Source organism: Aeromonas sp. 95A, from assembly GCF_051919235.1.
GTDB classification, from domain to species: Bacteria; Pseudomonadota; Gammaproteobacteria; order Enterobacterales; family Aeromonadaceae; genus Aeromonas; species Aeromonas veronii.
In genome coordinates, this window is sequence record NZ_JBQBFC010000001.1 from 468,844 (window position 1) to 483,774 (window position 14,931).

Annotated in this window: 11 protein-coding genes and 1 pseudogene; 7 read left to right on the top strand and 5 right to left on the bottom strand. The window is 58.1% G+C overall.

Features of this window, described 5'->3' with window-relative positions:
• Positions 1 to 129 precede the first annotated feature (129 nt).
• Positions 130 to 900, bottom strand: coding sequence for an envelope biogenesis factor ElyC (elyC, locus tag ACTG2U_RS02155; protein WP_439973947.1), 771 nt, complete (start codon positions 898 to 900; stop codon positions 130 to 132).
• 101 nt (positions 901 to 1,001) lie between these two features.
• On the opposite strand from elyC, the gene cmoM reads away from it, so the two are divergent.
• The 6 genes from cmoM to ACTG2U_RS02185 all read left to right on the top strand — a co-directional run bounded on the left by cmoM (position 1,002) and on the right by ACTG2U_RS02185 (position 9,637).
• Complete coding sequence (gene cmoM, locus ACTG2U_RS02160; protein WP_033113262.1) at positions 1,002 to 1,778, top strand: tRNA uridine 5-oxyacetic acid(34) methyltransferase CmoM; 777 nt, start codon at positions 1,002 to 1,004, stop codon at positions 1,776 to 1,778.
• A gap of 100 nt (positions 1,779 to 1,878) precedes the next feature.
• Positions 1,879 to 3,213, top strand: a complete 1,335-nt coding sequence (gene mukF / locus ACTG2U_RS02165; RefSeq protein WP_005345760.1) for a chromosome partition protein MukF — start codon at positions 1,879 to 1,881, stop codon at positions 3,211 to 3,213.
• Positions 3,194 to 3,913: a chromosome partition protein MukE gene (mukE, locus tag ACTG2U_RS02170; RefSeq protein WP_005345759.1), complete on the top strand. Its 720-nt coding sequence runs from the start codon at positions 3,194 to 3,196 to the stop codon at positions 3,911 to 3,913. Before mukF ends, mukE begins: the two co-directional genes overlap by 20 nt.
• Before the next feature lie 3 nt (positions 3,914 to 3,916).
• The gene (gene mukB, locus ACTG2U_RS02175; RefSeq protein ID WP_439973948.1) at positions 3,917 to 8,344 is read left to right on the top strand and encodes a chromosome partition protein MukB; all 4,428 of its coding nucleotides are present in this window, start codon (positions 3,917 to 3,919) and stop codon (positions 8,342 to 8,344) included.
• Positions 8,345 to 8,564: 220 nt separating this feature from the next.
• Positions 8,565 to 8,951 (top strand): septal ring lytic transglycosylase RlpA family protein, encoded by a 387-nt coding sequence (locus ACTG2U_RS02180; RefSeq protein WP_429119785.1) that lies wholly within the window; start codon positions 8,565 to 8,567, stop codon positions 8,949 to 8,951.
• Positions 8,952 to 9,109: 158 nt separating this feature from the next.
• The gene (locus ACTG2U_RS02185) at positions 9,110 to 9,637 is read left to right on the top strand and encodes a DUF6979 family protein (RefSeq protein WP_230599627.1); all 528 of its coding nucleotides are present in this window, start codon (positions 9,110 to 9,112) and stop codon (positions 9,635 to 9,637) included.
• Between the two features lie 36 nt (positions 9,638 to 9,673).
• Here the strand turns inward: ACTG2U_RS02185 and ACTG2U_RS02190 are convergent, their stop codons facing one another.
• The 3 genes from ACTG2U_RS02190 to ACTG2U_RS02200 form a co-directional block, all read right to left on the bottom strand.
• A complete protein-coding gene (locus tag ACTG2U_RS02190; RefSeq protein ID WP_042055942.1) occupies positions 9,674 to 10,300 on the bottom strand; it encodes a heme-binding beta-barrel domain-containing protein in 627 nt (208 codons plus the stop codon).
• Between the two features lie 298 nt (positions 10,301 to 10,598).
• The gene (locus ACTG2U_RS02195) at positions 10,599 to 10,802 is read right to left on the bottom strand and encodes a hypothetical protein (RefSeq protein ID WP_005352285.1); all 204 of its coding nucleotides are present in this window, start codon (positions 10,800 to 10,802) and stop codon (positions 10,599 to 10,601) included.
• A 479-nt stretch (positions 10,803 to 11,281) separates the two neighbouring features.
• On the bottom strand, positions 11,282 to 12,523 hold the full coding sequence (locus tag ACTG2U_RS02200) for a lipase family alpha/beta hydrolase (protein WP_439973949.1): 1,242 nt from the start codon (positions 12,521 to 12,523) through the stop codon (positions 11,282 to 11,284).
• A gap of 212 nt (positions 12,524 to 12,735) precedes the next feature.
• Between ACTG2U_RS02200 and ACTG2U_RS02205 the strand changes: the two are divergent.
• A pseudogene (locus tag ACTG2U_RS02205) lies at positions 12,736 to 13,739 on the top strand (Wadjet anti-phage system protein JetD domain-containing protein).
• A gap of 41 nt (positions 13,740 to 13,780) precedes the next feature.
• Here the strand turns inward: ACTG2U_RS02205 and ACTG2U_RS02210 are convergent.
• A complete protein-coding gene (locus ACTG2U_RS02210; RefSeq protein WP_257687552.1) occupies positions 13,781 to 14,374 on the bottom strand; it encodes a hypothetical protein in 594 nt (197 codons plus the stop codon).
• Positions 14,375 to 14,931: the final 557 nt, after the last annotated feature.

The following is a 14,931-nucleotide window of genomic DNA, read 5'->3' on the forward strand; positions in this document are numbered from 1 at the left end:
TATCTCCTAGGCATTTGATTGCGCGACATTATATGAATTGAACCGAGCCCAAGATAGCTGACCCGGCGGCAAATGACGTAATTTTTTTTCGCTTTCCTGATCCAAATCAGGAATGAAACGCTTGATCGCTCATTCGTTAACCTGCCCCCGCAAGCGAGCCCACCATACCCCAATCCATTCGTGGATGGCAGCTTCGGAATACATCAGATAACGCCCTTTGGGTAAATAACTGTAGAGGGGCTGGGGTACCTGGCTCTGCTTGGCGGTGTAATCGGTGGGGGCCGGCACGGCATTGAGTCCCTGACCCTGATAGAGAGCCATGGCCCGGGGTAAATGGGTGGCCGAACTGACTAGCGCCACCTCTTTTCCCTTGAGGTGACGACTGATACTGACCGCCTCATCATGAGTGTCTTTGTTGTTTTCAAACAACGTCATCCGCGAACGGGATATGCCGAGGCTCTCGGCCATCCGGGCATTGACCTCGGCATTGGAGAGGGGATCCCCCGATACATAGCCGGAGAAAACCAGCTCGGCGTCGGGATAGGCCTGGGCGAGGCGAACCCCTTCGAGAGTCCGTGCCAGCGAGATATTGTTCTGCCAACTGCGCATCGGCACCGCCGGGTCGCTGACATGGCCGTTGCCGAGCACCACTATGGCCTCGATGTTGGGATGCTGGCTCACCTCGAACGGCGGGTAGGTCTGCTCCAGCCCGCGGGCCAGTTCATAGCTCACCGGCCGCATCCCCATCAGCGCCACAATGAGCAGCGAGAGAGTGGCCAGCAGTTTGCCGGTTTTCTGAAAACGGGTGAACCAGAGTAGCAGCAGGGCGACCAGCAGCAGGGAGAGGGAGAAGGGGAGCGGCATCAACAGCTGACCCAGCCACTTTTTGAGCACAAACACGACAGACACTTCCTTGAGTTTTCAGCAAATTCGGGATGTGACAGAATACCTCTCTTTTTTGGGATGGCCACAACCCTGTGGCGCTAATGTTGAGTTTCTCCTTGAAGCACGATCAGAGTTTTGACGGGCGCGCCGACAAGTTCGCCCGCAACATTTACGACTCCACTAAGGGGCGCATCCGCACCACCATTGTCTGGAGCGACATCGAAGCCTGTCTGGCCCGCCTTGGCAACCGTCCGCTGCGCATCCTCGATGCGGGGGGCGGCTTTGGCTATTTCGCCCAGAAGCTGGCGGCCATGGGCCATCAGGTGGAGCTGTGCGATCTGTCAGCAGAAATGCTGGAACTGGCCCGCAGCCAGATCGCCGAAAAGGGGCTGGAAGACAAAATCCGTCTCATCCATTGCCCCATTCAGGATCTGAAGCAACACGTAACCGGGACCTTTGATCTGGTGCTCTGCCATGCGGTGCTGGAGTGGCTCGCCGAGCCGCGCCAGACCTTGCTGGGTCTGTTCCCTTTCGTCAATGCCGGGGGCATACTGTCGCTGCTTTTCTACAACCGTCATGGTTTGCTGTTCCAGAGCTTGGTGGTGGGCAATTTTGACTATGTGCGCCTTGGTCTTCGCAAGAAGCGCCAGACTGCGCTTACGCCCACCAATCCCCAGCTGCCGGAGCAGGTCTATGACTGGATTGGTCGCGGGGGGCTGCGCATCATCGGCAAGACCGGGGTGCGGGTGATCCACGACTATATGCGTCACAAGCAGGATCAGGTGGAGAAGTTCGACGATCTGCTGGCAATGGAGCAGCAATATTGCCGTCAGGAGCCTTTTGTTTCCCTCGGCCGCTATATCCATGTGATGGCCCAGAAGCCGGCCAGCTGATTGCTCGCTGTTCACGTCGATGTGAACCATGTTTTCGATGCTACCGGATGTAGCCGCGCGCACGATTTTGCGCCCAATACAACAACGAGATGACAACATCATGATGAGTACATCCCGTACCCTGCCAGAGCGTTCTTTGCCGGAGCTAGTAGGGTGGGTCAGGCAGGAGGGGTTGGCGTTGAGCCTGCCGACCGACCGGCTGGCCTTTCTGATTGCAATCAAGACCCTGTCCGAAGATGAGTCGGACCTGTCGGAAGCGGCGCTGCACGATGCCTTCGGCTATGTCAGCAGCGCCTTCGGCCAGATGGACGAGACCCTCACTGGTCGCGCCAACAACGCCATCAACGATCTCATTCGCCAGCAGCTGCTGTCGCGCTTCAACACCGACATGGTGGCGGGGGAGAGCCTCTACCGCCTGTCTCGCCTGGGTGTGAGCATCGTCGACTTCTTTATGGATCAGCGTCAGGTTGACTCCATCAAGCTCTCCATTCTGCTCGAACACCTGGCTGCCGAGCTCGACACCGCCCGCAAGGCGGCGCTGGAGACCAACACCCGCGAGCAGTGGGATGCGGAGGTGCTGCCGCGCCTCACCTTCTCGCTGGAAGAGACTCTGGGGCGGATCGATCTCACCCAGCGTGCCATGGATGAGCAGCAGAATCAGGTCAAGAGCGAGATCGCGGCCCTGCTGACCCAGAACTGGGTCGATGCCATTCACAGCTGCGAAAAGCTGCTGCACGAGACCGGCCAGACCCTGCGCGAGCTGCAGGATACCCTGGACGCTGCCGGCCACCGCTTGCAGGCGGGGCTGCTCAACATTCAGGAGGCGGCGCAGGGGCGAGACGATCTGTTCCACGTCGAGGAGCTGACTCACGCCTTGCAAGGGCGCCTTGATGTCATCACCAGCTGGGGTCAGCAGTGCATCGAGCTCTGGTCCCGCTACGACAGACACGTCCACAAATTTATCCGCAACGCCATCGACATGGACAAGAACCGCGCCTTCAGCCAGCGGCTGCGCGAGTCCATCCGCAATTTCGAGCAGCACAACTGGCAGCTGCGGGTGGCCGAAGAGCCCCGTCTGCTGGAGTTGCGCGACGAAACCATCGCTATCCACGACGAGGAGGTGACCGGTGAGGTGCCCCTCGAGATGGAGTACGTCGAGATGGTGGACATCAACCAGGAGCTGGCCGAGCGCATCGAGCGCTATCTGGCCCGCTACCCCGAGCAGGGCCAGCAGCTGGACTTGGCCGATGTGCTGCGGGAATACCTGCTGGACTACCCGGCTCATGCCCACTTCGATGTGGCGCGTCTTCTGATCGACCAGGCCGTGCGCCTGGGCCATGCCAGCGGCGAGCGCGAACTGCATCGCCAACCCGCATGGAAACCCATTAACCAAGCTGGATCCAAGGTTCAGGCCTATGTCATTGATCAATACTGAGTTTCCCTTGCCGCTGCGGCTCGCAGAGGCGATTGCCAACCCCTTGTTTCCGCGCATCGACACCGCCTTGCGCTCCGGCCGCCACATCAGTGCCGACGAGTTCGAGCAGCATTCGGCGCTGGTCGAATATCACAGCGAGCTGGAGATCTTCTACGGCCGCTATCAGGTGGAGCTGATCAAGGCGCCGGAAGGCTTCTTCTACCTGCGCCCGCGCCCGAGCTCCGACATCGGCACCACTGTGCTCTCCGAGCTCGATATGCTGGTGGGCAAGGTGCTCTGTTACCTCTACCTGAGCCCGGATCGTCTCGCCTCGGAAGGGGTATTCGCCATGGCCGAGCTGCAGGAGGAGGTGCTGAGCCTCGCCGACGAGAAGCAGCTGCTGCGGATGGTCAACAGCCGCTCCGGCGGTACCGATCTCGACAAGAAGAAGTTGCTCGAAAAGATCCGTACCTCCATGCGCCGTCTGCGCCGCCTTGGCATGATCACCGCCCTTGGCAACGGGGATAAATTCCGGGTCAACGAATCGGTGTTCCGTTTCGCCGCCGACGTGCGCTCCGATGAAGATCCGCGTGCCGTTCAGCTGCGGATGATCCAGGAGGGTGAAGCCATCTTCCACGACGACGAAATGCCGAGCAGCGACTCGCTCTTTGATGACATCGAGGCGGATCTCGATGAAGAACAACTGGATCTGGAGGTATAACCGGTGCGAGGCAAGTTCAAATCCCTGACCATGGTCAACTGGAACGGCTTCTTTGCCCGGACCTTCGATCTCGACCAGCTGGTCACCACCCTTTCCGGCGGCAACGGCGCGGGCAAGTCCACCACCATGGCGGCCTTTATCGCGGCGCTCATCCCCGACCAGTCATTGCTCCATTTCCGCAATACCACGGAAGCGGGATCGAGCAGCGCCTCCCGTGACAAAGGGCTCTACGGCAAGCTGCAGCGCGGCCACTGCTATTCCCTGCTGGAAGTGATGAACAGCCGCGAACAGCGGATCTGGGTCGGCGTCCATCTCGAACAGGTGGCCAACCGTGACAACAAGGTCAACATCACCCCGTTTGCGCTGGTGGATGTGCCGGAGAATCTGGCTCCGACCGATCTGCTGCTGGAGAAGCTCGATGGCGGCAAGGGGCGGGTACGCGCCTTTACCGATCTGAAAGGGGCGGCCGCCGAGCTGGGGGCGCTGAAAGTCGCCAAATTCAATACGGTGACCGACTATCACAACTTCATGTTCGAGTTCGGCATCACCCCGAAGAAACTGCGTGATCAAAAAGATCGCGGCAAGTTCTATCGCCTGATCGAGGCTTCCCTCTACGGCGGCATCTCCTCGTCCATCAGCCGTTCCCTGCGCGAATACCTGCTGCCGGAGAACACCGGGGTGCGCAAGGCGTTTGCAGACATGGAGGCTGCCATCTATGAAAACCGCCGCACGCTGGAAGCGATCAAGGAGACGCAAGGTCAGCGGGATCTGTTCAAGAACCTGATCACCGAGACCACCCACTATGTGGCCGCGGACTATGTACGCAACGCCGCCGAGAAGAGTCGCCTCTCCGAGCTGGCCCTCAAGGCGCGTCAGGAGCTGGCCGACAAGCGCCGCATTCTGGCCGAAGAGAAGCAGCGCGCCATCTATCTGGCCGACGAGGTGGAGCAGCTCACCAACCGCGAGAAACTGCTGACCGACGAGCTGGAGTCTGCCTCCGAGCATCTGGCCAAGGTTATGGCGGCGGTTTCTCTGCAGAAGAAGATCGAGATGTACCGCGCCGATCTGGCGGATCTCTCTGACAAACTCGAGCAGCAGCAGGCGGTGGTGGAGGAGATCCATGGCCAGTTGCTGGAAGTGGAAGAGCGCAAGGAGTTGGCGCAGGCAGAAGTCGACAGCCTCAAGACCCAGCTGGCCGACTACCAGCAGGCGCTCGATATTCAGCAGACCCGCGCCATCCAGTACCGTCAGGCGGTGCAGGCTCTCGATGCTGCCCGCGAGCAGTGCGAGCTGCCGGGGCTGACCGCCGAGCAGGCGAGCGACACCCTGCACCAGTTCCGTTCAGCCGAGCAGAGTCTCACCAGCCGGGTGCTGGGGGCCGAGCAGCAACTGGCGCTGGCCAAGGCGGCGGTGGCCGAGCACGAAGCGGCGCTGGCGCTGCTGCTCAGCATCGCTCCGGAAACAGTGCGCGAGGCCGCCTGGCCCACCGCGCAGGCGCTGCTCAAGCGTCACATCGAAGACAAGGCTCGCATTGCCCAGGGGCAGGGGCTGCGCGCCGCGCTGGCTCGCCTCGAGAAAGAGAGCGAAAGCCAGAAGAGTCTCTTCAAGCTGCGCGACGAGCTGCAGCAGGCCTCTGGCCAGCTGATTGCCAGCAGCGATGAGCTGGAGATCTTCCTCGAAGCCCAACGCACCCGTCAGGAGGAACTCTCCGAGCAGCAGGCGGAGGTGAACCAGCGCCGCGCCAGCCTCGAGCATCAGGGCACCCAGCTGGGCCGCGATATCAGCGATCTCACCAAGCTGGCGCCGCGCTGGCTGAAATCCTTTGAAAAACTCGAGCAGCTGCGCGAGCAGAGCGGTCTGCCGCTGACTACTGCCGAGGAGCTTTCGGCCGGTATGCAGACAGTGCTCGACAAGGAGCGGGAGTTCGAGCAGGAGAGCAATCGCATTGCGGCGCAGAAACAGGCGCTGGAGCTGCAAATTCGCAACCTGCAGCTGGGTGCTGGCGAGGCGGATCCACGTCTTGCCCGTATCGCCGAGCAGGTGGGGGGCGTGCTGCTCTCCGATGTCTATGACGACATCTCCATCGACGATGCCCCTTACTACTCGGCGCTCTATGGCCCGGCTCGCAGCGCTTTGGTGGTGCTCGACCTTGAGGGCGCCATCGAGCGGCTGAAAAAGCTGGAAGATTGCCCGGAAGATATTTACCTGATTCAGGGCAACCCCGACTCCTTTGACGAGGATCTGGTGGAAGCGGATGAGCTGGGGGACGCCGTGCTGGTGCGTACCAGCAAGCGTCAGGTGCGCTTCTCCCGCTACCCCGAGCTGCCGCTGTTTGGTCGCGCCGCCCGGGAAAAACGGATCGAGCAGCTCGACCTTGAGCGCGAAGGTCTGATCGAGGGTTACGCCAAGGCCGCTTTCGAGCAGCAGAAGTACCACCGTCTCTACGGTCACTTTCGCGACTTTATCGGTCAGCATCTGGATATCGTCTTCCGCCCCGACCCCGAAGCCGAAGTGCAGGCCAAACAGGCCGAACTGCGCACGCTGCAAGCAGCCATCGGTGAGTGTGACAAGCAGCTGAGTGATGCCAAAGCGGCGGCCGCCCAGCTGACTCGCCATATCCAGCTGGTGCAGGGGATGCTGCCCTTTGCCCACCTGTTTGCCGAGACAGACCTGGCGGCCCGCCTCGAGGCGGCTCATGCCGATGTGGACGCCCTGAAACAGGCCGAAGCCTTTATCGCCAAACACGGCAAATCGCTGGAAAAACTGGAAACCATGGTGCAGGTACTGCGTCAGGATCCGCAGGATCTTGCCGCGTTGCAGGCAGCTTACGATGAGGTGAGCGACCTGCTGGCCGAGCAGAAGCGCCGTTGCTACGCCCTCGATCAGCTGGTGGCCCGTCTGCCGCACTTTGCCTATCTGGATGCACAAGACCTGCTGGGCAAGGCGTCCGAGATGAGCGAGCGACTCAAAGAGAAGCTCAAGGCGGCGGAGCTGGCGGCCCGCACCGCTGGCGAGCAGCACAAGCAGATTGCCCAGCGCCACACCGAGGCGTTGCAGCTGCGCACTGCGCTCAACTCCAGCGTCGAAGCCAAGCGCCAGACCCTGACCGAGTTTGAGCAGGAGCTGGCAGCCATGGGCCTGACCCTCTCTGACGATATGGAAGAGAAGGCGCGCGCCCACAAGAAAGAGATTGAAGAGCTGCTGATCCGCACCCGTTCCCGTCGTACCAGCGCCGAGGCCCAGTTGCAGGTCACCAAGCGAGAGATCGAATCCCTTGGCGGCCGTCTCAAGCTGGAGGGCAAGGATTACTACAGCGCCCGTAAATCTCTGGTGGGTCACAAGGCGAGCTGGTCACGGGTGGTGCGACTGGCGCGGGAGACCGACGTCGAGAAGCGCCTCAACAAGCGTGAACTGGCGTACCTTGACAGCGACGAGCTGCGCTCCATGTCGGACAAGGCCCTCGGCGCCCTGCGGGTGGCGGTGGCCCACGACGAAGCCCTGCGCGATGCGCTGCGCCTCTCCGAGGGCAACCGCAGCACCGAGCAGAAGGTCGCTTTCTATGTGCAGGTCTACCGTTACCTCAAAGATCGCATCCGCAACGACATCATCCGCTCCGATGATCCGGTGGAGGCGATCGAGGAGATGGAGATCGAGCTGGCCCGTCTCGCCGACGAGCTCAAGCAGCGGGAAACCCATCTGTCGCTCTCCTCCCACGAGGTGGCGGCCAAGATCACCAACATCATCCGCCGCGAGCAGAACCGCATCCGGGTGCTCAACCAGGGCTTGCAGAACATCGCCTTCGGTCTGGTGCGCGGGGTGCGTCTCAACGTCAATATCCGCGAGGCCCATACCCGTCTGCTGACGGCGCTGGCCGATCAAACCGCCATGCACAACGATCTGTTCGCCGACAAGGAGCTCAGCTTCTCCGAGGCGATGGCCAAGCTGTTCCAGCGCCTGAACCCGCAGATCGAGCAGGGGGATCGCAGCTATCAGGTGATGGGCGACGTGCTGCTCGACTATCGCAACTATCTGGAGCTGGAGATCGAGGTGCAGCGCGGGGCCGATGGCTGGCTGCGTGCCGAGAGCGGCGCGCTTTCCACCGGTGAGGCGATCGGTACCGGTCAGGCCATCCTCTTGATGGTGCTGATCAGCTGGGAGGAGGAGTCCCGCCGTCTGCGCGGCAAGGATATCGCCCCCTGCCGTCTGTTGTTCCTCGACGAAGCGGCCCGTCTGGATGGCAAATCCATCGCCACCCTGTTCGAGCTGTGCGAGCGGCAGGATATGCAGCTGCTTATCGCGGCGCCCGAGAACATCAGCCCGGAGAAGGGCACCACCTACAAGCTCATCCGCAAGGTGCAGGGCAAGCACGAGCACGTGCATGTGGTGGGTTTGCGTGGCTTCGGCTTTGCCGACGACAAGCTGATTGCCTGAGATGTCTCTGGCCCATCCGACACGGGATGACCGGTAACTAGTTGAAAGGGAGGCATTTGCCTCCCTTTTTACATGGAAGATATGGCAAAGTAGCCGCACCGTCGCTGCGGCCTGACAATAAGGCGAGAAGTTGCTTGCGAACATGCCGCCAGTGTCACCGGCCGCATCGAAGATGCAAAAATAGCGCAAAGCGAAAAGAAGAAGAGAGGAGAGGGGAAAGGTGCAACATATCCAGAAAGGGCTGCTGTTATCTCTTTGCCTGCTGCTGGCCGCCTGTAGCAGCCGTTATGACGAGAGTCACGGCGGTAGCTGGCGCGGCTATAGCGAGACCGGTTACGCCAGCTATTATGCCGACCGTTATCATGGCAAAAAGACCGCCAGCGGCGAGATCTATCGCAACAACCTCAATAGCGCCGCCCATATGGAATTGCCCTTTGGCTCCATGGTGCGGGTCACCAACCTCGCCAACGGCAAGAGCGTAGTGGTCAAGGTCAATGACCGTGGCGCCTTTAAAAAAGGGCGTATTATCGATCTCTCCAAATCTGCCTTTAGCGCCATCGGCAATATTCGCGACGGGATTATCAAAGTAAAAATAGAGGTGCTCTAGGCTGGGTGAACCCGTTTATATACGAAAATGGATGTTGATGAATGATATTGGAAGGCTGACATCGACCAGTCAGCCTTTCGGTAGATAAAGATATAACATTGACATGGATCAATATTTAATTCAGCTAAAAATGGATTTGTTATCAATGGAAAAAATCGATGATCGTGATTGATATTTATTTTAGCTTATCTCGCCTGTTCGGCCTTACTATGGGGCAAACGGAGGGATTAGTGATGATTATCTATGGTAAATATGGTGGTGCAGCGCTGAGAGCTGTTCATCTGATGGTGCAGAATAATTATGGGCATGCCACCGCCTGGGATATGGCTATTGCTGAAGCATTTGGTGGTGATATCAGTACAGGAAAATTCAAAAATAATCCAAAGGTAACTTTTTTGACTCTTTGCAGTCTTGGTTGTATCAGTTGCATCATGCCAGTTCATTATGTAGCTGCGACCAAAACCAGAGCATATGTGTTGGCTGCCATTGATTTATTGTCACACAAGGATATTACCAAACCGATTAATCCCGAGCAGTTATGGCTGGAGGTGATCTCGGCCTGTAAGAGCGGCAAGGTTGTGAAGCATAACAATCAGATGGATGTCATTCTGACACTCTGGTATGCCGGTGTGCTCAATCCCGAGTGGGATAGGGATGCCATCAGGATAGACTATCGACGAATATAAAAAAGCCAAGGTAATGAATACCTTGGCTATGAAACATCAATTGGTTCTGGTCAGGGATGCACTATCGGAGTGTGCGAATGGCTTGCCATACACCATCAGGTTGGTGGTTTGACTGTATTTGAGGAGATCTTTCTCTGAGAAGTCCAGAGTCATCGAGAAATCCGTGGTGGAATCATTAATGGTCATATAATTGCTTTCCGCAATACCGCGCTTGCCCGTCTTGAACTCGATTTTGTTACCCGCTTTGCCTTCAGTGACCACACAGACTGCACGGGGTATACAATATGAGTTGTAAACAAGCTGATTAGTCTTGTCATAAATCAGATAGCCGCGTTGGTCATGAAATTTCCCATTATCGCTTTTTCTGAATACTTCCTGTTTGTAATACATGGCTACCAGATATTGTTCGCTAGCATTTTTTGCATCGGCCGCCGGTTCAAAGGTAATGACTTCGTAAAAGGGTTCAACTGCTGGCCCCCCTTTGCCAACTTTGCTGCCCTCCTGGCCGGGTGCTACATCTACACCACCAGCATCGGTGCTTTTCCATGTGCCAGCCAACTGAGCTAATGGACCAAAATCCAGACCATTGATAATAGTGCTGGACTCTGCGTGAGCGAGCGTGGCACAGGTAATTAATGCTATGGGTAAGATAACTTTATTCATTGTGATAACTCCATCACTAATAATGACTTGCGAATAAATATGTTCAGCAAAGTAATTGTTATAACGGACCAAGGATGTGGTCAATGATATTGAGTGATGGTGGTTAGTTTTTGTGAGTTATGATTTGTTTTTTCGGGGCTAAATAAATTGAATTTGATATAAGACAATATTGTATTTTTTCATCGCGCTTCCTCAGATATATCGTGGTAGCGAGAAAGGAACATTGACATGATGCGATGATTATTATGTCAACGGCGTGAATATTTCACTCAGCCCCATCAATTGAAGGCGATAGTCACTAACTCTGCGGCACCCTGACCCCTTTATCGAGATAGAGGCTGCTGTAGTGGGCGCGGTGGGTGACAAACATCACCTGATGGCGGCTGCCGTCGGAGAGGATAATAAAATCCCCCGCCTGAGCGGGGCTCTGCAAGGTGATCTCCTGCTCGGGGGCGGTCAGGCGATCGACATCTTCCTTGAAGGTGAGGGTGTAAGAGTACATATGGCGCTCCACTGCTGGCTCATATCAAACACTCCGTTGAAGGTAGTTGCTGGCATGGGCACGCGCGGCGCCCGATTGGCGCTGTTAGACCAAATATCAGCGGTGAGAACGTGCGTGGCTTCAGTCGGGTTGTTCTGCTGAGGTGCGCTTGAGGCGTTTACATCAAGGCCATTGGTATCAAAACGATGGTAAAGGGGCGAAAGGGGGATGAAAAAACCGCCTTTTGGCGGTTTCTCTTATGCGATGGGCCCTACTTCAGGGCCTTCTTTAGCTTCTTGATCTTGCCTTCATGCTTGGCAATTTTCTCAAGACGAGCGGCGATCTTCTTCTTGATCTCTTTCTTGCTTGCTTTGGCCATCGGTGGCGCTCCTTTGCAGTGAGGACACATGAGGTGTCAGTGTGGGTCTTCCCTTTGACGTCCCAGAGTGCCACAGGGCTCCTTTGTGAACCAGCACTCTGTTGCTTTAATAGCCAGCTCGCTATAACTGCAAGGGGCTGAGCCAGCGCAGCAGTTGCTGGCCAACCTGCGGGTTGGCGAGCAGGGCCATATGACTGGTGCGATAGACAATCAGGGTATGGGCGGGCAGAAAGGCCAGCTGATGGAGCGCTTCGTTGTGCTGACCGAGGGCGCTGCGTAGCGGCACCAGTCCATCGCCAATCAGCCGGTCGGCCAGCAGGCTGCGCTTGGCGGCAGTGGTTGCGGCGATGGCATAGCAGTTGACGCTGCAGGGCAAGGGGAGTGGGACGCGGGGATCGCGCAAGGGCGCGGCGGGGTCGGGTTGGGCCACTTCATCGATCACCTTGCCGTGGCGCAGATCCTTGATGCCTGCACTGCGCAGCCGTGCCAGCCTGACGAAGGGTTCGCTGTAGGCGGTAGCGGGCAGCAACTGTTCCAGCCAGTGACCGGCATGTTCGAGCGGCGCGCCGTGGTGTGGTGTGCCGAGAAATATCAGGTTGGCAAGGTGCGCAGGCCAGGTGAGCCCGGCCACGCTGGCATGGTGGCAGGCGCTGCGGGCAACCAGTCCACCCATGCTGTAGCCCATTATCGTTATCTCTTTGAGCTCTCCCGGCCAGTGGGCGAGCAACTGCTCCAGCAACAGGGCAAGTTGCTGCCCGTTTTGTGCGATGGGCAGGCCCGAGTTGTAGCGCAAATAAAGAGGCAGATAGCCAAGCGCGGCGGCAAGTTGCTCTCCGTGATTGACCGGTTTGCCTTGATGCTCGGTCTGCCACTGCAGATCGTTCATGCAGAGGCCATGGATCATCAGCAGCACCCGTCCCTCGCGGGGTAGATCCTTTGGCATCGCCTGCCAATCGAGGGGCTTGCCCTGATAGCGCAGTGTCATGGGGGTGGCGAGGGCATTGTGGTGTTCGACCAGCTTGTCCCCCAACACGCCGTTGAGCGTGGCGATCAGGGCCGCACGTTTCGGGGTTTCGGGGATCTGGTGGGGCGGCGGTGTGGCTGGCAGGCGGTTGAGCAGATGGTTGATGCCGCTGCCCAGGGTGTTGGCGGTGCCATGTACCCCCTTGTAGACCAGCCCGGTGATCCCGGCTGTTTTTCCCTCATCCCGTCCCTTGAGCCCCATACCGCTCAGTACCGCCTGATGCACTGCTTCGGTGATCTCTACCGCGGCGGGCAGCGCCAGAGTCAGCAGGTGCGCCAGCTCGCGGATATCCGAAAGATGCCAGGAAGAGGATGGCGATGGGTCTGTGGCGTCGGTCATGGCAAGCCCTTGTGAAAGCGGGTATCGCGTTGTCGTGCCGCGAAGAGCGCAGCGTATCTCTATATCAAACCAGCTTGCTCCCTTTGTGGCGGGTTTACCAGTAACGGGCCATGCATGGCGGGGCTGATAAGAACCGCTTGCGAAGCCGGTCACGGTAATGACAGGGAAAATCACCTCTACTTCGTCATGTGAAGCCACATGGAGAGGTGAGGATGTCGCTGTTTGATGAGGTGCGGGTACAGGATTTGTGTGCACGGTTGCTCGATAGCCAGAACGGAAAGGGGTGCCCCCTTGAGAGTCGGCATGGCCGCGAGTTGAAGGATCTGTTGCAGGCAGTTGGCGGGATCACGCCGGTTGGCCGTGGTGCTCCTTATGCGTTGACCGACGCGGGGCGGACTTTTCTGACCGAACAACTGGCACGGGCAGAGCACCCCGAACCGAACAAGGGCGAGCAGCTGCAACGTCTGGGAGTGAGTTTGCCTGCACGGCTCAATCAGGCCTGCTTTTATGCCCTCTGGCATGGGGACAGCAAGCATCCGCGATCAGCATCCCTTGCCGCGCCACAGCTTGCGGACTTGTCGCTCACGCAAGATGAGGTGATCCGCATCCGTACCCTCGAACCGCTCTCACTGGTCGATCGGCAGGGTCAGCAGCACGATATGACGGCAATGATGGCACTGCTGGAGGAATTGGCGTTGCCGGAGCGGACTCTGGGCACGCTGGCGGCCATCGGCTGGCAAGGGGAGCGGGTTATTACGGTGGAGAATAAGGGGGCCTTCGTCGACTACCCGCTGCAACCCGGGCAACTGCTGCTCTTTGCCCCCGGTCGCAATACCACCCTGGCCAAACAGCTAATCCCGCTGCTGCCTGTAAGCGTGCAGTGGCCCATTTTGGCGATCTCGATCAACGGGGTATCGATATTGCCATCGAGCTGGCGCGTGAGCTAAATCGACCGGCCATGCTCTGGCTTCCCTGTGAGCTGCAGCCTTATCTGGATCACTACGCCCGTCCGGTACGCACCTTTGCAACGGGCAGTGGCAAGGTGCCCTGGCGTGTGACGAAGCAGGCTGATCAGGTCGATGATCATGGCACGCCGGCAGGCGTTCCCTGGCTTGAGAAACTGATCACAGACGGGACTTGGCTGGAACAGGAGGTATTGATTCTGGCCCCTCACTGGCGGAGCTGGTCATTGGAAGAGATGGGCAATCAGGGGTGAAACGGGGAGCCCGCGCTCCCCGTCATTTCGTGGTCAGCTGCTTACTTGGCGTTGATGGGCCCCTTGGTGCCGGCATCATTATCGACCCAGCCATCTTCACCCTTGATGCGGCGATCCCCCTGAATGGTGTAGATGACCATGCCATCCTTGAACACCAGCGCGCCATCGGATTTCTTGGCATTGACCTTCTTGTCGTTGACCCACACCTGATCCTTGCCATCGATGCGGATATTGGCCACGGTGGCGCCGGTTTGAGGGAAGGTGGCGATCCAGTTGCCTTCATAGGGGCTGGTGCTGGTTGCCGCGGCCGGAGCATTGCCAACGCCGGCAGCCGCGTTCTCAGCCTTGGTTTTGTTGATATCGCAGCCATTGAGCTCGCTTACCTGAGTGCAGCCCGAACGCTCCAGCTTCTGCTCATAGCTCAGATTCAGACCGCCCTCCGCGGCAGGGGCGGCCGCGCCAAATCCCGCCTTGGCATTTTCCGCTTTGGTTTTGTGAATGTCACAGCCCTGCGCCTCGGTAACCTGGGTGCAGCCGGATCGCTCCAGTTGCTCGGCATATTTGGCACTGATGGCGTGGGCAGGGGTGATCCCGAGCAGGGTCAGGGTGATGAGCAGAGCAGCATTCCTGGACATAGATAATCCCTCAAAGATGTAAGTCATGCAGGTTCTTCCGCGCAGTTGCGGCAGTGAACGTCGGCCTCTTCTGAGCATCCGAGACAGATGCGCAGCTGGCGTATTCACGTTAGCACCTTGGGCCAACCGCGCCCAGCGATGTGGCCGGAAGATAAGGCGAGAGGTGATACGGGAGTGCAGGGGAGGCGAGATAGCAGCAGTGTCAACGCTGGAGAGATCATTCCAAGAGAAAAGGTGCTGCGGGCATTATCATAATGATAACGACAGCCCCACTGATATCATTTCAGCCCCTGAAACTGACCTTTGATGATAATTCTCACCGATGCCGAGATATCGCCTCTGATTATTATCACTCGGCTATTTTATGGCTTGGCCACCCTATCCATCCTTTTATGGAATAAACCGCTTAAATAGCCGCTGATTTTGTGGGTGGCATCACACACTTTCGCCATTTATTAATATCCGCCTGCATTTTATTGGTTTGGCACGGTTATTGATTGCCTCATATCGACGCTAACCAACGCGCTCACCCACAACCGGGATGCTGGTGACATCGT